This window comes from Hydrogenophaga sp. 5NK40-0174 (assembly GCF_040372165.1).
GTDB lineage: Bacteria > Pseudomonadota > Gammaproteobacteria > Burkholderiales > Burkholderiaceae_C > Hydrogenophaga.
On the sequence record NZ_BAABWG010000001.1, the window covers coordinates 238,555 to 261,465 of the forward strand.

The window sequence follows — 22,911 nt, forward strand, 5'->3', positions numbered from 1 at the left end:
GGAAATGAGCAGTCAGGCGCAGCAAAGTTGTTGCCTGTTTGTTCAAGAATATTAGCAATTACTCGTAAACCCGATAGTTCTTTTGATGAGGAGAACCTACGCTATGTCGATGAAAATTTTTGCGGTAGCTGGACTGGCCCTGGCGGGCTTGGGAGCAGGGCAGGCATATGCGGTTGACGCCGCTGCTGCCAAGGCACTTGCTTCCAAGAGCGCATGCCTGGCCTGCCATGCAGCGGACAAGAAACTGGTGGGCCCGTCCTACCAGGACGTCGCTGCCAAGCACAAGGGCGAGGCCGATGCCGTGACCAAGCTGACTGCCAGCATCAAGGCTGGTGGGTCTGGCAAATATGGTCCGGTGCCCATGCCTCCGCAACCCAACCTGAAAGATGACGAACTCAAGCTGCTCGCCGAGTGGATTCTCGCCGGTGCACCAGACAAGTAATCGGTAGTTGCCCGATTCAACGATCCAAATTTTCCAAGGAGTCAAACATGAATCCAAACCGTCGCGACGCAATCAAAACCACGGGTGCCTTCGCCACCCTCATTTCCCTGGGCGTGATCACCCAAAGCCAGGCACAGGCCGCTGTCGACAATGCAGCCTTCCAGGCCAAGAACCTCGATGACGCTCTCAAGGCGCTGGGCGGCACCCCTGCCACCAATGACCAGGTCACCATCGTCTCTCCCGATATTGCCGAGAACGGTGCTGTGGTGCCTGTTGGCGCAGTGAGCAATCTGCCCAAGACCACGGACATCTATTTCGTCGTCGAGAAGAACCCGTCTCCACTGTCTTGCGCTTTCGAGATCCCCGAAGGCTCCGTGGCTGATGTGCAGACCCGTCTGAAGATGGGCCAGAGCACCAACGTCTACGCCATCGTCAAGGCAGACGGCAAGCTGTACTCGGCCGTCAAGGAAACCAAAGTGACCCTGGGTGGCTGCGGCGGCTGATCGCCCGCAACAGACACCTCACCAGTCACCGATCCCATACCGACATTCAAACGATTCATTAGGAGTTCATCATGGCAAGTCCGATGCGCATCCGCGCCGCAGCCAAAGACGGCGTTACCACTGTTCGCGTGCTGATGGCACACCCCATGGAGCCAGGCACCCGCAAAGGCTCTGACGGCAACCTCATCCCTGCTCACCACATCACCGACATTGAGGCCTCCCACAACGGCAAGGCTGTGCTCAAAGGCCGTTTCAGCGGCTCCGTCTCCCAGAATCCCTTCCTGGCATTCAAGTTCAACGGCGGTGCTGGTGGAGACAAGGTGGTTGTGAAGTGGACCGACAACAAAGGCGAGTCCCGTACCGACGAAGCCACCATTTCCTGACAAACCTGTTCCCCGAGCGGCCAGCGATATCACTGGCCGCTTTGCATTCCACAGAAAACGAGGAGACTTCCAGATGAAACGCAAAGTGCTCGCGCTGGCGGCTGCGATGGTCGCGTATACCGGGGCTGCTTCTGCCCAGGGATCGACCGCCGACGCCATCGCCCAGTACCGGGAAATGCTGCAAGACGGCAACCCGGCCGAATTGTTCGAAATGCAGGGCGAGGAATTGTGGACGCAGAAACGCGGCCCCAAGAAAGCTTCGCTCGAGCAGTGTGATTTTGGCAAAGGCCCCGGCGTGCTCAAGGGTGCGTTTGTGGAAATGCCCAGGTATTTCGAGGACACAGGCAAGGTCATGGACCTGGAAACCCGCCTGATCCACTGCATGGAACAGTTGCAGGGATTTGATGCCCAGGAGTTGCTCGAGACGCCATACCGCAAGAACGAGAGCAACAACGTGATTGCGTTGGTGACCTATATCGCCACGCAGTCCAAGGACATGCCTTTCGCCGTGCCGCAAAAGGTGCAGCAGGAAAAGGACATGTACGAAGTCGGCAAGCGCCTGTTCTTCCAGCGCAGCGGCCCGCACGATTTTTCCTGCGCCACCTGCCATGGCCAGGATGGCAAGCGGATTCGCCTCCAGGATCTGCCCAATCTCACGGTCAACCCAGGCGATGCCACAGGTTTCGCGGCCTGGCCTGCCTACCGGGTCTCCAATGCCCAGTTGTGGACCATGCAAAAACGTCTGAACGACTGCTATCGTCAGCAGCGCTTCCCGGAGCCCAAGTTTGGCAGTGATGCCACGATCGCTCTGAGCGTGTACATGGGTGTCAATGCCGAGGGTGCCAAGTCTGGCGTTCCGGCCATCAAGCGCTGATCGCAGCAGGAGACTAACAACATGACCAAGACAAAAATTGCAAGCTGGCTGGCCATGCCTGTTGCCGCTGCAGCACTGGCAGCCTGTACCGTGGGTGGGGGCTCTGCAGCTGCAGGCACCGACTACGATGCCATGACCGCCAAGGTGGCCAAGGAATCGTTCCAGGACAAGGGCATCGCCAAGGTTGAGCGCCTCAAGCAGGACGAGGCCAACCGCCTTTGCTCTGCGGCCGATGTGGCCGGCAAGCCGCTCGACGAAAGCAGTGCCAAGATGCTGGAGGCGGCACAGATGAAGACCATTCAGTGGCCTTCAGACGGCAAGTTCCTGGGCAACTGGGAAGCCGGTGAAGAAGTGGCTCAAAGCGGCAAGGGCGAGACCTGGCGTGACAAGGCCGGTGATGTCAATGGTGGCAACTGCTACAACTGCCACCAGTTGACCAAGGAAGAGATTTCCTTCGGCACGATCGGCCCAAGCCTCTACAACTACGGCAAGCTGCGAGGCGTCACTGACCCGAACAGCGCTGCGGCCCAGGAAGTGGTCAAGTACACCTGGGGCAAGTTGTACAACGCGCGTGCCTACAGTGCCTGTTCACTCATGCCGCGATTTGGCCACAATGGCATTCTGAAAGAACAGCAGCTCAAGGACATCATGGCCTTGTTGCTCGATCCCAAGTCGCCAGTGAACCAGTAAATGTGAGATCGCCGTCGCCAGGCCTGGGTGCCCGGTGACGCTTGGCATCCACCCGGGCTCTTGTTCGACACACGATCAGGGCACGGGCCGGATGCCAAAAAAATCGTTCAAATATCAGTAATCAATTGTTGAGGAATGCATATGAGCTTCAGTCGTCGTGAGTTCCTGCAGGTATTGGCCGTCGCAAGCGCGGGTGGCATGGCGCTGACCCACCAGGATGTGCTGGCGGGCAAGCCAGGCGCAGCCGCGAAGATGTACGACCTGCCCAAGTTTGGCAATGTCAGTTTTCTTCATTTCACCGACTGCCATGCTCAGCTGCTTCCCATCTATTTCCGCGAGCCCAGCGTGAACCTGGGCATCGGAGAGGCAGTTGGCCGCCCGCCGCACCTCGTGGGCGAGACCCTGCTCAAGCACTACAAGATCGATCCAGGATCGCACCAGGCACACGCCTTCACTTACCTGAACTTCGAGCAGGCGGCCAAGACCTATGGCAAGGTCGGTGGATTTGCGCACCTGGCCACTTTGGTCAAAATGCTCAAGGCCAGCCGCCCACACGCCATGCTGCTCGACGGTGGCGATACGTGGCAAGGCTCGGCCACTGCGCTGTGGACCAATGGCCAGGACATGGTCGACGCCTGCAAACTGCTGGGTGTGGATGCCATGTGCCCTCACTGGGAATTCACCCTCGGCGAGGAGCGCGTCCAGGAAATCATCAAGAAGGACTTTGCCGGCAAGCTTGAATTCCTGGCTCAGAACGTCAAGACCAACGATTTCGGTGACCCGGTGTTCAAGCCATACGTCATCCGCGAGATGAACGGGGTACCGGTGGCCGTCATCGGTCAGGCCTTCCCCTACACCCCCATCGCCAACCCGCGCCACATGGTGCCCAACTGGAGCTTTGGTATCCAGGACGAGAATATGCAGGCTGTGGTGGACGAAGCCCGCAGCAAGGGCGCCCAGGCCGTCGTCGTGCTCTCGCACAACGGCATGGATGTGGACATCAAGATGGCGTCTCGCGTGACCGGTATCGATGCGATCATGGGTGGCCACACCCACGACGGCATGCCTGCACCCGTGGTGGTCAAGAATGCCAATGGTCAGACACTGGTGACCAACGCCGGCTCCAACGGCAAGTTCCTCGGTGTGCTTGACTTTGACGTGCGCGACGGCAAGGTGCAGGACTTCCGCTACAAGCTGCTGCCCGTGTTTGCCAACCTGCTCGATGCCGACAAGGACATGTCTGCCTACATCGAGAAAGTGCGCGAGCCTTACAAGGCCAAACTGGACGAGAAGCTCGCCGTCAGCGAAGGCCTGCTGTATCGCCGCGGCAACTTCAATGGGTCATGGGACCAGCTCATTGTTGACGCGCTCATGGAAGTCAAGGGCGCCGATCTGGCCTTCTCGCCCGGCTTCCGCTGGGGAACCACGCTGCTACCGGGCGACGCCATCACGCGTGAACTCATGATGGACCAGATCGCCATCACCTATCCCACCAGCACGCTCACCGAAATGAAAGGCTCGATGATCAAGACCGTGCTGGAAGACGTGTGCGACAACCTGTTCAACCCCGATCCGTACTACCAGCAAGGTGGTGACATGGTCCGCGTCGGCGGCTTGCAGTACACCTGTGACCCCCTGGCCGATTCCGGCAAACGCATCAGCAACATGTCGTTGGCCGGCAAGCAGATCGAAGCCGACAAGACCTACAAGGTGGCTGGCTGGGCTCCGGTGGCACCGGATGCCAAGGGTGAGCCAATCTGGGATGTGATGGAGGCGTTTTTCAAGAACCACAAGACCATCGCTCCGCGCAAGATCAACACGCCCAAGCTTGTCGGCATGGCCGGCAATCCTGGCATGGCGGATTGATCGTCAATGCTTTGAGACCTTGATATCGTTTTAGGGCTGTTGTCTCCAGCTGAACCCACCGCGTGCTTTGCTGTGCGGTGGGTATTTTTTTGTTCCGACTTTTTTTTGCGCCTTGGACCCTCACATGACCTCTCCAGCCCTTTTGCGTTTTCGCTTGTTGGCCAGTATCGCCTTGGTCCTGGTCAGCACATTTTTCGCCATGGCGCCTGCGGTGGCGGCAGAAAACCCCGCTGTCGAGGAGATGGCGGGCTACCTGGACTTTGTCGACTACCAGGGCGGCGTCATGCTGGTGCAGCAGATTCCAGATGAGGAGTGGAAGAACTTCGTTCTGATCGATACCCGCGACGCAGGCCAGTACGGCAAAGGCCATATTCCCGGTGCCATCAACATCGAGTGGAGGAGGGTGCTGGCTGAGCGAGAGAAGATCCCCACGGACAAGCCTGTGCTCGTGTATTGCAACACCGGCAGCCTCTCGGGGCAGGCAGGGTTTGCCTTGCGTGTAGCCGGTTATGAGAACGTTCGCATTTTGCAAGGTGGCTACAACGCCTGGCTCAAGGCGCGTGGTGAAGCACCTGTTGTAGAACAGTGATACTCTTTCGCTGCACGGGTCCGCCGGGGAACATGGTGGATGGTGGTTAGCTAGAACGCTCAGCTCTTACAAGGGGAGGAAGGCAATGCAGCGGAGAATATTGTTGTGCGGTTTGCTGACCGCCATGGCAACTGCGATGGTGGCTTGCGGTGGCAGTGACGAGCCCATTGAGGGCAGAGCAGACGGTCTCTACCGAGCCTTTGACGTGCTCACCGGTGGGCATGTCGCTGCCGAAGTTCGTGCCATCGTTGGCAGCGCCCCAGATCGCACCGAGTCAACAGGGACTGTTGGCACAACGCTTTGGGTTTGGGAACGCGAAAAAAATACATATCGCCACACCACCTTGATCGTGCTGATGGGCGATACGGACGGCCTGTTGCGCAAGAGCATCAGCGGCTATGACGGTAGCGAAACCCAAAGCTATCAGTAGGAAATTCGGGGCTTGAGAGCGCAGTATTCGCTCTCGGAGAGCGCAAGGTTCTGAATAAGTTCCTTGCAAAGAAGAAAGAATTTTTTCCCTCGCGTGAGATCGTGTTAAATTTCACGGCAACAAATGAATTGGTAACAAGCAAGCCCTTGAGGGAGGGAACGAAGGCAGTCACAGAGAAGGTGGCTGCCGGGTTGGTTAAATACCTGTTTTCTAGGCCGTTTCGGTCAGTTGACGCTGTGCGTCCCATTGGGATGCGTGATTAGCCAAGTCAGAACTGCTAGTCTGGCCACGCAGGTATCAAGCTTCTCAATCTCCCCTTTTAGCTGCGGCTGTTCCTTTGTCTTGCGTTTGTTGCGCTTAGACAGGACGCTAGGTTGCCTGCTGTTTGTTCGGTTTTTGTCTTGTTGTGCCAGCGAAGCGGTGGCGGCGCTGGTTGGATGCTCAAAGCAAAGCAATGCAGAGCAAAGCGAATCAAAGCAGGAGAAGAGGGTGAAGATGGCAACCATGAAGCACGAGGGCGAGATGGAGGGTGGCGCGCCGCAGGCATTGATGTTTCGCATGCTGCTTTTGAGATTGTGATTTCGTTTTTTTGTTGAGTTGTTGTGAGTTACCAGCGGGGATGAACCGTCCATCTTCTTGGGAGTGACGATCAAGCTGGTGCCATTGAAGAGACTTTGAGGGAGGAAGGATAAATGTTGAATCTAGTCAGAGAACGTACCAGTGGCGTAGCTTGGGCACGACTCAGCGCAATGGTTTCCGGTGTTATTTGTGCGGCTTTGCTGTCTCCAGTGGCATACGCGGGGAATTACGCACCTACGGTCAGCATGACCGGACCGTCCAATGGCGCCAAATACACGGCGCCAGCCACCATCTATTTGAGTGCTTCTGCTTCCGACCGGGACGGATCCATCAAGAAGGTGGTCTTCTATGTCAATGGGGGCGCACGTGCTTCGGACTATGGTGCACCGTACAAGTACACGCTGAAGAATGTCGCAGCGGGGACCTACACGCTGAAGGCGACCGCGACCGATAATCAAAACAAGACGGCGGGCAGTGCGTCCATCACGGTGACAGTGGTGGCACCCACCCCGCCCGAGCCCGATCCAACACCTGATCCAGATCCAAATCCAACAGACCCTGGAACGACGCCTGCGGTGTCATTGAAACCAGGGGGCATCATGTCGAAGCTCGATGTCTCCCCAACTGGCGCCGCGAAGTACAGTGTGCCTATTTCGGTTCCGCCGGGGGTTTTGGGCCTTACACCGAGGATTTCATTGGACTACGACAGTCACAGCCGTACAGGGCTGCTGGGGAAAGGGTGGAACATGTCCGGTGTTTCGGCGATTTCGCGCTGCGCGAAGTCTCTTGCTATCGACGGAGTTCGAGAGCAAATCCAGTACAACCAGCAGGATGAGTTTTGTTTGGATGGCATTCGATTGGAGCTAGTCTCAGGCTCTCATGGCGAGGATGGAGCGGAGTACCGTTTGCAGCACGACGTTTTTTCGCGAGTTGTAGCCAATGGTGCAGCCGCAGGAGATCCGACAAACGGCCCAGAGAGCTTTACCGTTCAAACCAAAAATGGGCTTCTTCTGCAATATGGCGGCAGCGATGACTCCCGTATTGAGATGCCGGGTGTGTCAGTCGTGCGCGTGTGGGCAGCAACAGAAGTGCAAGACGTTAAGGGCAACAGTTTGGCCTATACCTATGAGGAGGACAATTCCGAAGGCGCGTGGCGCTTGTTGAGTGCCGAGTATGCAGGTGGTCGCGTGTTGTTCTCATATGAGCCACGACCAGACGAGTCAGTCGCCTATCACGCAGGCTATCGATTCTCAAACCCAGTGCGCCTCAAGCAGGTCTCGGTCGAGGTCGATGGACACCTTGTCAACAAATTGACTCTCGGGTACTCAAGTGAGTCGACTCCGAACGGTTCTATGCTGTCAAGTATGCAGCAGTGTGACGCATCGGGTGTCTGCTTTCGTCCAACGACCTATGAGTGGACTGATCCCGGAACCCGAGCATTCAATAATGGATTCTGGGGAGGGCATGGTGACGGTGTTGCTTACAGTCAAGTCGTGGACATGAATGGTGATGGCCGCAAAGACCTCATCGGGTATATGTCCTCGGATGATTGGCACGTTTGCCTCTCTCAGGGTTCAACTTTCTACAGCTGTCAGAGACACAGTGGGCCGTCAGGTATCCCACAGGTGGTGGGAGACATCAACGGCGATGGCCGCACCGACGCTGCTTACTATCCCGTCGAGGGAAAGTCCACCTGGCACATATGTTACGCAGTAGGTTGGGACTGGAATTGCGCCTTCATGTCCATGGGGTGGAGCAGTTGGAACGGAAAAACAGTTTCAGGCGACTTTAACGGTGACGGTCGCACCGATATGATGGCTTACAAGGGGAGCTCTCTTTGGCATGTTTGTCTGAGTAAGGGCAGTTCGTTCTCTTGCTCTCAGTGGTCGGGTCATGGGGGCGGTGCTAGTGGCAACCTTTCGGGGGATTTCAATGGTGACGGACGAGACGATATCGCCACATACAACAGTGGGTTGTCAAAGTGGAACGTCTGTTTGTCTACAGGAAGCAACTTTAGTTGCTCCTATCAGCAAGCGAATTACGGTGATTCCAAGCTGACTCTATCTGGAGACTTCAATGGCGATGGCTTGAGTGATATTGCCAGCTATAACTCTAGTCTCGATAAATGGAACCTTTGCCACTCCAACGGAGTCGGGTTCAACTGTGCTTACCAGGCAGCAACGTCAAAGACAGCGTCTGCAAACAAGACAGGAGACTTCAATGGAGATGGCAAAACTGACTTGGCTGCACTTGTCAGTGGAACCACGTGGGAGGTGTGTCTGTCCACTGGAGACGGATTTTCCTGCAATCTATGGGTGACCGGGTCGGGGGATGTCAATAACGCATTCATCGGCGACTACAACGGTGACGGCATTGACGACATGTTGGCCTTCTACAGTGGGACCAATTGGAAGGCGTCTCTCTCAAACGCTCGACATGCGCGTCGTTTGAATAGCATCTCCCAAGAAGGCAAAGTCGCTTCAATTGCATATGCCAGCTTATCTGGCGCCAATGCTTCGGCAGTCTATGCCAAAGGTGCGAGCCTGACCTATCCGCGCATGGCAGTTCAAGCTCCTCTGTCTGTCGTCCAAAAAATAAGTGCGCCCAACGGTGCCGGAGGAACGAGTTCAAGCTCCTATATGTACGGTGGTTTTGCAATGGAACACCAAAGTGACCCTGGAAAGGGGCTTGGAACCTTGGGGTTCCGCTGGTCACAGGAGACAGACGACGCTACCGGGATTCAGAGTGCTCGAACCTATAGCCAAGAATGGCCGTATGTGGGGCGAGTGCTTGTAGAGGAGACCCGAAAAGCAGGCGCGGGTAATGCGGGCGTGCTGAAGCGCGCAACAACGACTCTGGCGTGCGTTCAGACCACAGGGGCTGAACAGAATCAGCCATGTCCTGCTTCGCCTGAGCCTGGGGTGACGGGCTTTATCTACCCGAGCGAGGTGGTGATAGAGAGTTGGGACCTTAACGGTGCGGCCATGCCCGTTGTCAAAGCAAGCAGTGTATTGGCGGGCACGCCGGATCAGGCCGGCGGGGTACGCCAGTTTGGCGACACGACCAGTGCGGTGGTGGAGATCTACCAAGGTGGTGTGCTCAAGAGTCGCAAGAGTACCAGCAACGAGTACTTTCCGTCGCAGAGCACGGGTGGACAGTGGAAGCTGGGCCGGCTGAAGAAAGCCACCGTGACCAGCACGCAGTATTGATCACCAAGAACACCCCGGAGGGAGAGAATCCGATGTTGAAACTGAACCGAGCGTTGAACTGGGTGGGGGCTGGCGTGCTGATGCTGGCCACGGCGGGAGTGGCGCATGCGCAGGTGAGCACCATCACGCGCACGAGCAGCTTTGAGTACGATGCAGATGGCCTGCTGCAAAAGGAAGTGGTGGAGCCGGACAGTGCGCAGCACTGCCTGCAAACCACGTACGCCTACGACGGCTATGGCAACCGGGTGAGCAGCAGCAGCAGTGCTTGCGCCGGTGCCACGGGCCACGCGGTGGCCAGTGCAGCGGTGGCGCGCACGGCCAGTGCGCAGTACCAGGCACAGACAGTGAGCATCGATGGGCAGAGCTACAGCTCGCCTGCAGGTCTGTTCATGACAGAGCGGTCAAATGCGTTGGGCCACGCTGAGCAGCGCGAGTACGACCCCCGCTCTGGCCGGATGACCAAACTTGTTGGGCCCAATACCGGCGTGACGCGTTGGGCATATGATGGTTTTGGTCGGGTCACGCACGAATACCGCGCTGACGGCACGCAAACGGTCAAGTCTTACCACCTGTGCGCAGTAGAAGGCCAACCACGCGATCCAGTGTGCCCGCAGACAGTAGGAAAAGACCTATTTCAGCACACGGTGGATTGGTACAGTTCGACGGCAGATTTGGATGCCAACGGTGTGCCTTCTTCAGTCACAGTATTGGCCTTCTTCGACACGCTTGGCCGCAAGGTGAGAGTCCAGAGTCAATCTCTGGATGGCCAAGCAGTGGTGCAGGACCTGGTATTCGATGAGCTCGGCAGAACCCACGCCAGCTCCGTGGCCTACCTTCGAGACAGTGGGCAGCCCTTTTGGACGACGCTTGAGTACGATCTGGTGGGCCGGGTCATCCAAGAATCGATGCCTGATGGTCATGGCGGTACAGTGCACGAGACCACGAGCTACGATGGCCTGAGCGTGACTCAGGTCAATGCCAAGGGTCAAAGCAAAACCACCATGCGCAACGCAATGGGGCAGGTCGAGTTTGTGATCGATGCCCTGGGCAGCAAAACGGACTATGCCTATAACGCACAAGGTCGTTTGATCGAGACACAGGCAGCGGGCATTGTGAGTCGAATGTCCTATGACGTTCACGGCAACAAGACGATGCTCCAAGATCCGTCGATGGGGCGGCATGACTATGCTTACAACGTCTTTGGTGAGCTCGTTTGGAAAAAGGACAGTCTCGGACAAGAGACGAGCGTGTCTTATGACGTCTTGGGTCGGAGGGTGCAGCGCAACGAAGCCGACTTGGTCTCCAACTGGTACTTCGATAAAAAGTCGGATGGAACAGCTTGTGGATCGGGTATTGGCAAGCTTTGCGAAGCGACGGCAGACAATGGCTACCAACGTACACATTCTTATGATGCCTTGGGGCGCCTGACCGCGACAGCGACAACGCTTGACAATGCTGCGGCGCCTGCCGCAATGTCCTGGGCGTACGACAGCGTGACGGGCCGCGTGAGCAGCAAGACCTGGCCTACCGGGTACAAAGCCACGTTCGAATACACGAGCGAAGGGGGTGGAGCCACCCCCGGCTTCCTGTACAGGGTCAAAGGGATTGAGACAAGCGGCGCTGTCAATGCAAGTCTCCAAGTCCTGGCGCGCGACGAATCGGGTCGCATCAAAGAGTATGTGACAGGCAACGGCGTGGTCACGGCCAAGAGCCGCAACGCTGAGACGGGTTGGCTCGAGGGTGTGGCGGGTAGTTCCGGTGTCGCCGGCGAAAGTCTGTTTGATCGTCAGTACACCTATGACGAGCTGGGCAACGTGTTGACGCGGGTGGAGGGCCACGGAGGTGTGAGCGAGAGCTTTGCTTACGACTCGGTCAATCGCCTGTCCATGTATACCGCCGTCGGAGGAGGGCTGGATTCGGGAGCGACATCGATCCAGGTTCTCTATGACGCCATCGGTAACATCAAGTTCAAAAGCGACGTAGGTTACTTTCACTACGACGGACAAAGGCCACAGCGGTTGAATGCCGTTACCACTGCACCATCGGCGAATTGGAGTGCCATGGGATCGGTGATGGTGGCCAATACTGGCACCAAAGCGCTGGCCTATGCCTTTGACGATTTTGGTGGCAATGCGCGAAGCATCGAACAGGCTTCTGGCGGCAGCCTGCCCATGGGCAACGGCAACCTGGCCTATACCGTCAGTCAGGACAACGCAAGTGGGGCACACACGGTTCGTTGGGAGACCTACACCGGGTTCAATAAGATTGCCCAGATTCAGTTTGGCAATGTCAGCGACCCTCAAGACCCGACGGCAGCGGTCGCTGAGCGGACGATGAGCTATGTGTATGGGCCTGAGCATCAGCGCATTCGCCAGACCATCGCTTTGGGGCAAAACGCACCGTCGCACATGGAAGCAGGAACGACCTGGTATCTCAATGGCACGGGAGGACAGTTCCTGAACTATGAAAAGCGAGTGCTTGGTAGCGGGCTGGTTGAACACCAACACTATCTGGTTGCCGAGGGAATCTCGTTTGCCATTCATACCAAACGAGAAGGGGTGCTTGGAGGCAAGCCCGAGAGCTCGGTAGGTTACCTGCACCAAGACGGTTTGGGCAGTCTCATCGCAGTGACAGACGCCTCTGGTGCGGTGACCGAACGCCCAGCTTACGACCCGTGGGGCAAGCGACGTCATACCAATGGCCTGCCCGATGTGAATGCTCAGCTGTTTGGTGACCTGACTGATCGAGGCTTCACCATGCATGAGCACATGGATGAGGTGGGCACCATCAACATGAACGGCCGGATATACGATCCGCTGGTTGCCCGGTTTGTGAGTGCTGACCCTAACGTTCAGGCGCCGTTTGAACTGCAAAGTTTCAACCGATACGCCTACGTTTGGAACAACCCGCTGACCAAGACGGACCCTTCAGGGTTCTTCATGAGTGGAGAGAGCGACTCCACCAGTAATGTCTCCGGTGGCGGGAGTACCGGGAGCGGCGGATATACCATAGGTGGGGGCTTTAGCGGTTTCGGGCAGCACACTTGGGGCAGTTCTGCTGGCAATGGCCTGCACTGGGGACCTGGCCCGGTGCATTCGAGTGACACTAGCGGGTACACGGGTACGACCTACGGGTACCCCAACGGATTGTCCCCAATGGACCACTATTCCATCGGGTCTGAAGATCCGCGGACGCCTGTCAATGGTGATGGTGGTGGTGCAGGGGCCGGTTTTGGAAGTGTAGCTTCAGCAGGTGGAGCAGCTGACGCAGGAACGTTTACTGGACCGGTTGTAGGCGCCGTAGCCGGATCGATGACCTTGACACGCCCAGCTCCTGTGACGCTTCCTAGGGTGCCTACTGTGAGGATTCCTCCAGCCGTTTTGCAGGGGGTATTGAGGGTTGTGCTGACGTATCCCCCGGTGCAAATTGGTATCTTCTTGTTGGCTACCCCAAGGAATGCAAACCAAGAACGGATGCACGCTGAAGCGCAAAGAGCTATCGCGGAACGTCAAGCTACTCCAGTCACAATGGCAGAGAGTGCCGAAGCGTCGGATTCACTTAATAGCAATCCTGCAGACTCGGTGGGTTCGACTTCCGGTGACGAGGCAGACAGTGAAAGCGGCCAAGGAGACCGAACTCCAGCCCCGTTTCTTCCAAATGACCCCTATTCACCAGAAGAGGTTGGGCGTCGGCAGAGTGGTACGCGAGAGCAGGAGGGAGCACGCAGCTTGGATCCTGACTCCATAATCCCTGATAGGGGTCCAGGCAGAGACTTGGGTGGACATGATGCACGCGGGAGAACACCTCATGAAACCGGCGAGCGAAACGTAAATAGTAACGAAGAGCATTCGCGGCGACCAAAGGGGAACCCAAATGGAAAACCAAGACGTTGATGGAAGCATGGGCCAGTGCAGTTGGTCGATCACTGCGTCTAGCGGTAGAGGGCAAATTGTGTGCCGCGCTGCTTCGCGGGCGAGTTCAGTTGACGCTTTGGTTTGTTCTGTTGATGTTGAGGGAATCGCATGGCAGCGAGGCCTTGCATTGTCCGAAGCGTCATTGACGACAGATTTTCGAGTTGAGCTATCTCAAGTCGTTATCCAGGTCGATTTGCTCAGAGCACTGCGCCATCGCCTCTTGGAATGGCATACCAATCCGGCTGAGTTCACATGTGACCTTTGCGACACAACCGTGACCGATCAGCGTCTAACAGCATCGATTGGGCGGGATGAGGGTTTGATCTACACAGCAGGCAAACCAGCGTTTATTCTGACGTACGCCTGTGGTGCATCTATGTTCGGGCGATGGGCTTTTGTTGTTGATCAATCTTGCATCCGACTTTGTGCGGAAAGCCTTGGTCAATTCATTCGAGATGAATAGGGGCAAACAGCGCAAGAGGGGGGCGCATTCGTGGTCTACCGCCGGAGGCCAGTGATCCGACTGTCAGGTTGAAGATTGAGGACGGGTGGTTTTTACCTCTAGAGTGAGAGGTAGGGGGTGTTCAATGTTCGGGTTTCACCTTGCTAAGAGGAAAGAGTTTTTTCACTCCCGTGAGATCGTGTTAAATTTCACGCGAACAAATGAATTGGTAACAAGCAAGCCCTTGAGGGAGGGAACGAAGACAGTCACAGAGAAAGTGGCTGCCGGGTTGGTTAAGTACCTGTGTGGTGGTCGAGTTTTGTGGCTGGCGGACCAAGGCGAGCAATTTTTGTGGCTCGCATCGTCCCAGGCTCAAACAGCGAATCGATTCGCTCAGCAAGCAGGTATCTCACTTCTCATTCTCCCTTTTTGTATCGGCTGAACTTGCGTCAAACGAGTGTCGGCGCAGGCGTGGCCTTGGCTTGCCTGCGGTTGTGTGGGTTTTGCCGTGTTTTGCTGGTGATGCTAGGGCAGCGCTGGCCGATGGCTTTGAACAATGCAGGAGAAGAGAGGGTGAAGATGAAAGTGTCGATGAAGAAGCACGAGGGCGAAGTCGTGTTGGAGGGCGGCGCGTCGCAGGCGCGTTGGTGGCACAACGTTTGTGTGGTCGTTCTTGCCATCGGAGCAAGTACAGGTATTTCTCCTGCGTTTTCGCAGACGGTCACTCCGGGATATCTCGAGGGTACATTTGATGTTTCGGCTAGCGGCGCCGCGAACTTCAGTGTGCCTGTCCCGGTTCCTCCTGGAATCCTTGGGTTGACGCCGAAGTTCGCGTTGACGTATAGCAGTCAGCGTCGCCTTGGCGTGTTGGGGCAAGGGTGGGAAATGGGCGGACTGTCGGGCATCCGGCGCTGCGCCCAAAACCTGGTGAATGACGGTGTGCGTCGCGCGGTTCACTACGACCAGCAGGACAAGTTGTGCATGGACGGCCAGCGTCTGGAACTCGTCACAGGCACCTACGGCGCAGCAGGCAGCGAGTACCGGCTGCAAAGCGACAGTTTCTCTCGGATCGTGGCCAACGGCGCGGCCGCAGGCAGTGCGGCCAACGGGCCCGAAAGCTTCACGGTACAGACCAAGAATGGTCTGACGCTTCAATACGGCAGCAGCAGCGATTCCCGCATGGAGCTGCCAGGTGTCGCGGTTGTTCACACCTGGGCGCTCAAGCAGGTGCAAGACGTCAAAGGCAACGCGCTGAGCTACAGCTACTCCGAAGACAACGCCAAAGGGGCTTGGCGCATTGCTTCGGCCTCGTATGCGGGCAACAGCGTTGAGTTCAGCTATGAAGATCGCCCAGACGCGCCGGTGCTTTACAGGCAGGGTTACAAATTTGAAACCCCGTTGCGGCTCAAAGAGATCGTCACCAAAGTGGGTGCGAACGTGCTGCACAGACTCAAGGTGAGCTACTCGGACGAGTCCAACGTGCGCGGCTCGCTGGTTTCTTCGCTGCAGCAATGTGACAGCTCCAATGTGTGTTTAACTCCAACTCAATTCGAATGGACAGACCGAGGCACACGGTCGTTCAGCAACGGTTACTGGAACGCGCACGGCGGTGGCGCCAACAGCAACCTGGTGATGGACATGAACGGCGACGGCCGCTCAGACCTGGTGGGCTACCGTGGTGGCAATGATTGGGATGTTTGCCTCTCGACGGGCAGTGCATTCAAGAGGTGCCAGATCCAAAGCGGGCCCGCAGGCGCTCCCCAAGTCATAGGCGACATCAACGGAGACGGCAAGACCGATGCGGCATACTATTCGGGCGATGGCAGCAGCAACTGGCAAGTGTGCTATTCGGACGGCATTGGTTGGAACTGCGGCTCAAAGGCGGTCGGCTACAGCGTGTGGGATGACAAGACCGTCTCAGGCGACTTTGACGGCGACGGCCGCACCGACATGATGTCGCACAAGGGAGACGGCAAGTGGCACGTGTGTCTCAGCCGCGGCAGCAGCTTCAGTTGCAGCCAATGGACCGGCCACAAGGGCGGCGCCAAATACAACATTTCCGGCGACTTCAACGGCGACGGCTTGGCCGACATTGCCGCCTACAACAGCACACAGGACAAATGGAACGTGTGCGTCTCCACCGGCAGCAACTTCAGTTGCTCCTTCATGGCCGCCACGCACGGACAAGCCAAATACAACACCAGTGGCGACTTCAATGGCGACGGACTCAGCGACATTGCGGGCTACAACTCTGGCCAGGACAAGTGGAATGTGTGCTTCTCCACCGGTAAGGGTTTCACTTGCGAGTTCCAGAGTGCAACCAACAAGCCAGTGGCCGAGAACAAGACGGGCGACTTCAATGGCGATGGCCTGACCGATCTGGCCACGCACACCAGCGGTACCAGCTGGAACATCTGTCTGGCAGATGGCACGCGTTTCTGGTGCAGCACCTGGGTGGCCAATGGCGACTTCGATAACGCCTTTGTGGGCGACTACAACGGCGACGGCATTGACGACATGGCCTCGTTTGCGAGTGGCACCAACTGGCGCGTGGCGGTCTCGGACACAGACCACCTGCGTCGCGTCAAACGCTTTGTGCAAGGCCAGAACACCACCGAGCTGCTCTACCTGAGCCTCTCGGGCGTCTACGCAGACAACTTCTACTACAAAGGCAGCAGTGAGGTGTATCCGCGGGCTGATTTGCAAACACCCCTGCAGGTAGTGAGACACGTTAAGTCCAGTGACGGAGTCGGCGGAATGAGTAAGTCTCTGTATAGCTACGGCGGGCTTCGCTTCGAACACGCCAGCGGGGCGGGTAAGGGGCTTGGTGGGTTGGGCTTTCGCTGGACCAAAGTGCTCAATGAGCGCACCGGCATTGAGTTGTATTCAGAGCGAAGCCAAGAATGGCCGTATGTGGGGCGAGTGCTTGTAGAGGAGACCCGAAAAGCAGGCGCGGGTAATGCGGGCGTGCTGAAGCGCGCAACAACGACTCTGGCGTGCGTTCAGACCACAGGGGCTGAACAGAATCAGCCATGTCCTGCTTCGCCTGAGCCTGGGGTGACGGGCTTTATCTACCCGAGCGAGGTGGTGATAGAGAGTTGGGACCTTAACGGTGCGGCCATGCCCGTTGTCAAAGCAAGCAGTGTATTGGCGGGCACGCCGGATCAGGCCGGCGGGGTACGCCAGTTTGGCGACACGACCAGTGCGGTGGTGGAGATCTACCAAGGTGGTGTGCTCAAGAGTCGCAAGAGTACCAGCAACGAGTACTTTCCGTCGCAGAGCACGGGTGGACAGTGGAAGCTGGGCCGGCTGAAGAAAGCCACCGTGACCAGCACGCAGTATTGATCACCAAGAACACCCCGGAGGGAGAGAATCCGATGTTGAAACTGAACCGAGCGTTGAACTGGGTGGGGGCTGGCGTGCTGATGCTGGCCACGGCGGGAGTGGCGCATGCGCAGGTGAGCACCATCACGCGCACGAGCAGCTTTGAGTACGATGCAGATGGCCTGCTGCAAAAGGAAGTGGTGGAGCCGGACAGTGCGCAGCACTGCCTGCAAACCACGTACGCCTACGACGGCTATGGCAACCGGGTGAGCAGCAGCAGCAGTGCTTGCGCCGGTGCCACGGGCCACGCGGTGGCCAGTGCAGCGGTGGCGCGCACGGCCAGTGCGCAGTACCAGGCACAGACAGTGAGCATCGATGGGCAGAGCTACAGCTCGCCTGCAGGTCTGTTCATGACAGAGCGGTCAAATGCGTTGGGCCACGCTGAGCAGCGCGAGTACGACCCCCGCTCTGGCCGGATGACCAAACTTGTTGGGCCCAATACCGGCGTGACGCGTTGGGCATATGATGGTTTTGGTCGGGTCACGCACGAATACCGCGCTGACGGCACGCAAACGGTCAAGTCTTACCACCTGTGCGCAGTAGAAGGCCAACCACGCGATCCAGTGTGCCCGCAGACAGTAGGAAAAGACCTATTTCAGCACACGGTGGATTGGTACAGTTCGACGGCAGATTTGGATGCCAACGGTGTGCCTTCTTCAGTCACAGTATTGGCCTTCTTCGACACGCTTGGCCGCAAGGTGAGAGTCCAGAGTCAATCTCTGGATGGCCAAGCAGTGGTGCAGGACCTGGTATTCGATGAGCTCGGCAGAACCCACGCCAGCTCCGTGGCCTACCTTCGAGACAGTGGGCAGCCCTTTTGGACGACGCTTGAGTACGATCTGGTGGGCCGGGTCATCCAAGAATCGATGCCTGATGGTCATGGCGGTACAGTGCACGAGACCACGAGCTACGATGGCCTGAGCGTGACTCAGGTCAATGCCAAGGGTCAAAGCAAAACCACCATGCGCAACGCAATGGGGCAGGTCGAGTTTGTGATCGATGCCCTGGGCAGCAAAACGGACTATGCCTATAACGCACAAGGTCGTTTGATCGAGACACAGGCAGCGGGCATTGTGAGTCGAATGTCCTATGACGTTCACGGCAACAAGACGATGCTCCAAGATCCGTCGATGGGGCGGCATGACTATGCTTACAACGTCTTTGGTGAGCTCGTTTGGAAAAAGGACAGTCTCGGACAAGAGACGAGCGTGTCTTATGACGTCTTGGGTCGGAGGGTGCAGCGCAACGAAGCCGACTTGGTCTCCAACTGGTACTTCGATAAAAAGTCGGATGGAACAGCTTGTGGATCGGGTATTGGCAAGCTTTGCGAAGCGACGGCAGACAATGGCTACCAACGTACACATTCTTATGATGCCTTGGGGCGCCTGACCGCGACAGCGACAACGCTTGACAATGCTGCGGCGCCTGCCGCAATGTCCTGGGCGTACGACAGCGTGACGGGCCGCGTGAGCAGCAAGACCTGGCCTACCGGGTACAAAGCCACGTTCGAATACACGAGCGAAGGGGGTGGAGCCACCCCCGGCTTCCTGTACAGGGTCAAAGGGATTGAGACAAGCGGCGCTGTCAATGCAAGTCTCCAAGTCCTGGCGCGCGACGAATCGGGTCGCATCAAAGAGTATGTGACAGGCAACGGCGTGGTCACGGCCAAGAGCCGCAACGCTGAGACGGGTTGGCTCGAGGGTGTGGCGGGTAGTTCCGGTGTCGCCGGCGAAAGTCTGTTTGATCGTCAGTACACCTATGACGAGCTGGGCAACGTGTTGACGCGGGTGGAGGGCCACGGAGGTGTGAGCGAGAGCTTTGCTTACGACTCGGTCAATCGCCTGTCCATGTATACCGCCGTCGGAGGAGGGCTGGATTCGGGAGCGACATCGATCCAGGTTCTCTATGACGCCATCGGTAACATCAAGTTCAAAAGCGACGTAGGTTACTTTCACTACGACGGACAAAGGCCACAGCGGTTGAATGCCGTTACCACTGCACCATCGGCGAATTGGAGTGCCATGGGATCGGTGATGGTGGCCAATACTGGCACCAAAGCGCTGGCCTATGCCTTTGACGATTTTGGTGGCAATGCGCGAAGCATCGAACAGGCTTCTGGCGGCAGCCTGCCCATGGGCAACGGCAACCTGGCCTATACCGTCAGTCAGGACAACGCAAGTGGGGCACACACGGTTCGTTGGGAGACCTACACCGGGTTCAATAAGATTGCCCAGATTCAGTTTGGCAATGTCAGCGACCCTCAAGACCCGACGGCAGCGGTCGCTGAGCGGACGATGAGCTATGTGTATGGGCCTGAGCATCAGCGCATTCGCCAGACCATCGCTTTGGGGCAAAACGCACCGTCGCACATGGAAGCAGGAACGACCTGGTATCTCAATGGCACGGGAGGACAGTTCCTGAACTATGAAAAGCGAGTGCTTGGTAGCGGGCTGGTTGAACACCAACACTATCTGGTTGCCGAGGGAATCTCGTTTGCCATTCATACCAAACGAGAAGGGGTGCTTGGAGGCAAGCCCGAGAGCTCGGTAGGTTACCTGCACCAAGACGGTTTGGGCAGTCTCATCGCAGTGACAGACGCCTCTGGTGCGGTGACCGAACGCCCAGCTTACGACCCGTGGGGCAAGCGACGTCATACCAATGGCCTGCCCGATGTGAATGCTCAGCTGTTTGGTGACCTGACTGATCGAGGCTTCACCATGCATGAGCACATGGATGAGGTGGGCACCATCAACATGAACGGCCGGATATACGATCCGCTGGTTGCCCGGTTTGTGAGTGCTGACCCTAACGTTCAGGCGCCGTTTGAACTGCAAAGTTTCAACCGATACGCCTACGTTTGGAACAACCCGCTGACCAAGACGGACCCTTCAGGGTTCTTCATGAGTGGAGAGAGCGACTCCACCAGTAATGTCTCCGGTGGCGGGAGTACCGGGAGCGGCGGATATACCATAGGTGGGGGCTTTAGCGGTTTCGGGCAGCACACTTGGGGCAGTTCTGCTGGCAATGGCCTGCACTGGGGACCTGGCCCGGTGCATTCGAGTGACACTAGCGGGTACACGGGTACGACCTACGGGTACCCCAACGGATTGTCCCCAATGGACCACTATTCCATCGGGTCTGAAGATCCGCGGACGCCTGTCAATGGTGATGGTGGTGGTGCAGGGGCCGGTTTTGGAAGTGTAGCTTCAGCAGCCGGTGGCAGTGCAGTCAATGGTGGCGCTCGACAACCCTATGCAAGCGCCCTGACATTCGAGGTGTTGCGGGCAGCGTCCCAAGAGGAGCGGGTCAGAGTCACCAATGCGAGTGTCACGGCTCCGGCTAGGCAGGCCATCACTTTCGTCCTGGGTCTCGCAGCGGCAGCAACGCAGACGCCAGGGTTTCAAGAGGCAGCGGACGACTTCTTCTCTGGTCTAAGTTCGGTCTTTAGCCAGCCTCCATCTGCCGATGAAGGGGAAGACGCGTCGGATTCACTGGATGCAAACCCGCCAAGCCTCCCGACAGATATCGTTGGGGATCAATCAGATGAGCGCGCAGGTCCTAATAAAGATGGTACGAGATGGACAAGCGGGACATTGAGACCGGAACGTGGTGGTACTGGTGATTTCGCTGATGACTTAGACCATTTGAGCGGAGGAGTAAGGCCATGGCAACCTGGTGATCGCGCGCCGCCAGGAAGTCTTGTTGGAGCGAACGGCATTTTCGGCCGGCCTACCAATAGTTCTGGCGGAGCAAGTATCGACATACCGGCAAATGGAAGTAAACCGCATGAAACCCTTCATTATCCCTGACATTTCGACCACCGGGCAGAAGGTGTTTCGGCTTCAATGCGAAAATATAGAGCCTGAAAAGATGCCGAAATATGTGCAAGATTTGAGTGTTGTTGCATACTCAATGCCAGTGGGCCATTCGTTTCAAGCTGCCTGGATATTTCGGTTGATTTTTAGCAATGGCTCTTCGCTTGAGTTCTCATCTGCTTGCACTATGGTCGATGGTTGGCAAGAGGTGGGCAGCCTCAATATTCAATTGATCAATCAATCAAAGTCGGATATCGATTCAGTTTTGGTCAGAGTCGAGGTGCCACCTTTCCGAGTTACTACACTGGTAAAACTGGTCTACGAAGACAATAGCTTCCGCTCAGAGTGTGGCATAGCAGTTGGAGGTGAAAATGAGGAGGAAATCGTGGTAGCTACTGGTGTGTCTCCTGGCTCAGTTTCAATAGCTGCCCCGTTTTCGACGTCTCCCTTTGAACCTGAGTTTCCGGTCTCTGAATGCAGCCGAGAGCTTCTGTACGTGCCATGACGTCGGTCGGCGATTTCGACACAGCTCATGTAAGTAGAGGTAGGGTGCTCATTTAAGGCCGAGAGGCCGGCCAAGGAGTATGAGCATGAAGAGGGCGTGAAGCCTCCTCGAAAACCTGATCCAGTTGTTGGTAGAGAGTCCTAACAAATGGAGTCTCTAAATGAAGAAGTCACGATTCACTGACAGCCAGATCGTTGTCACCATTAGGGAGGTCAAACTTGGTGCCAAATTTGACTGGTCAATTGCTCAGACCTACTAACTGGATCAATGAGGTGTTAAGTCAACTGCCTCCATTAACCCGTTGGCCAACTTCTTGGATGCTTACGGTGGCGATTTGCCTCGCGATCGGCACATGCGCAATTGCATGGCAGAGCATCGACGCTCGCAGACTGCAATGGGGGGAGGCGGTGCGGAGCCGAGCTGCGTTGAGCTCGCAAGTTGAACAGGTATCAACATCGAAGCCCGTCGGCGCTCGGGCAGCTGAGACCTTGCTTCAAGCCTCGCAGGAGGTCCCACCGCACTGGCTGGGCTTGGACGGTGCCGAAGAAATGCTGCGTTCTGCAACTCAGTTTGCCAGTGACGCAGCGGGAGTGCTGATTCAACAGCTGAACGTCGCGGCCGTCGAAGTGGACAGTGCTGCTCCAAACCATGGCGTTTTGAGCGTGGCCATGACAGCCCATGGAAGCTACGGCCAGCTCAAAGCCTGGCAGGCATCGATTCAACAAGCGGTTCCATCTCTGTCACTCAAGTCAATGAGTCTCGTTGCGAGCGACGCTTTTGGCGCTGCGAGGCGGCCAGACTTTCAGCCCGAGGGAAACCGGCAGGAGGGCCAACTCACAGCGAGCTATGTCTGGCAGCTGTGGGTTCGGTTGAACACCGATGAGCCGGTCAAGCAAGCCATGCAGGAGATTCGACCCGCCATGTTTCCCATGGCAGAAAACCCATTTGTGGTGACACCGCCACGCGCTGAGGAACCCACGGAGCCGCCAGCCGAACCGTCGCCTCCGCCAGTGGCGTTTGTACCCGCCCCAACACCGCCACTTCCGCTACCCACCTGGGAGACACTGGGGCAATTGGAAGCTCAGGAGGGCAATACCATTGTGATGGGCCGGTGGAACAATGGCCCTATCGAGGTCATGCGACAAGGGCAAACGGCTGCGAATGGTTATCAGCTTCAGTCGATTGAGCAAGGGGTGCTCGTTTTCAGCAGGCCGGGGTTGCCTGATGCACCAGCGCTGCGCTTCTCTTTGCCCAAGAAGCCGCGATTCGAGACCCGATAGATAATC

Annotated in this window: 15 protein-coding genes; 14 read left to right on the top strand and 1 reads right to left on the bottom strand. The window is 57.1% G+C overall.

The annotated features are described in order from the left end of the window. The first annotated feature begins 109 nt into the window (after positions 1-109). The 8 genes from ABWV89_RS01070 to ABWV89_RS01105 all read left to right on the top strand — a co-directional run bounded on the left by ABWV89_RS01070 (position 110) and on the right by ABWV89_RS01105 (position 5,777). A complete protein-coding gene (locus ABWV89_RS01070) occupies positions 110-442 on the top strand; it encodes a c-type cytochrome (RefSeq protein WP_353395122.1) in 333 nt (110 codons plus the stop codon). Between the two features lie 47 nt (positions 443-489). Continuing rightward, a complete protein-coding gene (gene soxY, locus ABWV89_RS01075; protein ID WP_353393366.1) occupies positions 490-945 on the top strand; it encodes a thiosulfate oxidation carrier protein SoxY in 456 nt (151 codons plus the stop codon). 71 nt (positions 946-1,016) lie between these two features. After that, positions 1,017-1,328: a thiosulfate oxidation carrier complex protein SoxZ gene (gene soxZ / locus ABWV89_RS01080; RefSeq protein WP_353393368.1), complete on the top strand. Its 312-nt coding sequence runs from the start codon at positions 1,017-1,019 to the stop codon at positions 1,326-1,328. Positions 1,329-1,401: 73 nt separating this feature from the next. Continuing rightward, complete coding sequence (soxA, locus tag ABWV89_RS01085; RefSeq protein ID WP_353393370.1) at positions 1,402-2,202, top strand: sulfur oxidation c-type cytochrome SoxA; 801 nt, start codon at positions 1,402-1,404, stop codon at positions 2,200-2,202. 21 nt (positions 2,203-2,223) lie between these two features. Further along, a complete protein-coding gene (soxX, locus tag ABWV89_RS01090; RefSeq protein ID WP_353393372.1) occupies positions 2,224-2,892 on the top strand; it encodes a sulfur oxidation c-type cytochrome SoxX in 669 nt (222 codons plus the stop codon). Positions 2,893-3,033: 141 nt separating this feature from the next. Further along, positions 3,034-4,758, top strand: coding sequence for a thiosulfohydrolase SoxB (gene soxB, locus ABWV89_RS01095; RefSeq protein ID WP_353393374.1), 1,725 nt, complete (start codon positions 3,034-3,036; stop codon positions 4,756-4,758). 124 nt (positions 4,759-4,882) lie between these two features. Further along, a complete protein-coding gene (locus ABWV89_RS01100; protein ID WP_353393376.1) occupies positions 4,883-5,347 on the top strand; it encodes a rhodanese-like domain-containing protein in 465 nt (154 codons plus the stop codon). Positions 5,348-5,471: 124 nt separating this feature from the next. After that, positions 5,472-5,777, top strand: a complete 306-nt coding sequence (locus tag ABWV89_RS01105) for a hypothetical protein (protein WP_353393378.1) — start codon at positions 5,472-5,474, stop codon at positions 5,775-5,777. A 224-nt stretch (positions 5,778-6,001) separates the two neighbouring features. Here the strand turns inward: ABWV89_RS01105 and ABWV89_RS01110 are convergent, their stop codons facing one another. Beyond that, positions 6,002-6,430 (bottom strand): hypothetical protein, encoded by a 429-nt coding sequence (locus tag ABWV89_RS01110; RefSeq protein ID WP_353393380.1) that lies wholly within the window; start codon positions 6,428-6,430, stop codon positions 6,002-6,004. 171 nt (positions 6,431-6,601) lie between these two features. On the opposite strand from ABWV89_RS01110, the gene ABWV89_RS01115 reads away from it, so the two are divergent. The 6 genes from ABWV89_RS01115 to ABWV89_RS01140 all read left to right on the top strand — a co-directional run bounded on the left by ABWV89_RS01115 (position 6,602) and on the right by ABWV89_RS01140 (position 22,905). After that, complete coding sequence (locus ABWV89_RS01115; RefSeq protein ID WP_353393382.1) at positions 6,602-9,565, top strand: FG-GAP-like repeat-containing protein; 2,964 nt, start codon at positions 6,602-6,604, stop codon at positions 9,563-9,565. 32 nt (positions 9,566-9,597) lie between these two features. Further along, the gene (locus tag ABWV89_RS01120) at positions 9,598-13,458 is read left to right on the top strand and encodes an RHS repeat-associated core domain-containing protein (protein WP_353393384.1); all 3,861 of its coding nucleotides are present in this window, start codon (positions 9,598-9,600) and stop codon (positions 13,456-13,458) included. A gap of 1,054 nt (positions 13,459-14,512) precedes the next feature. Next, entirely contained in the window at positions 14,513-17,266 is a 2,754-nt protein-coding gene (locus tag ABWV89_RS01125; RefSeq protein WP_353395124.1) for an FG-GAP-like repeat-containing protein, read from the top strand. 32 nt (positions 17,267-17,298) lie between these two features. Then, positions 17,299-21,114, top strand: coding sequence for an RHS repeat-associated core domain-containing protein (locus ABWV89_RS01130; RefSeq protein ID WP_353393386.1), 3,816 nt, complete (start codon positions 17,299-17,301; stop codon positions 21,112-21,114). Next, positions 21,092-21,625 carry a hypothetical protein gene (locus ABWV89_RS01135; protein ID WP_353393388.1) on the top strand — a complete coding sequence of 178 codons (534 nt, stop codon included), beginning with the start codon at positions 21,092-21,094 and terminating at the stop codon, positions 21,623-21,625. The genes ABWV89_RS01130 and ABWV89_RS01135 overlap by 23 nt, the downstream gene beginning before the upstream one ends. A 548-nt stretch (positions 21,626-22,173) precedes the next feature. Then, positions 22,174-22,905, top strand: a complete 732-nt coding sequence (locus ABWV89_RS01140; RefSeq protein WP_353393390.1) for a hypothetical protein — start codon at positions 22,174-22,176, stop codon at positions 22,903-22,905. The last annotated feature ends 6 nt before the right edge of the window (positions 22,906-22,911 follow it).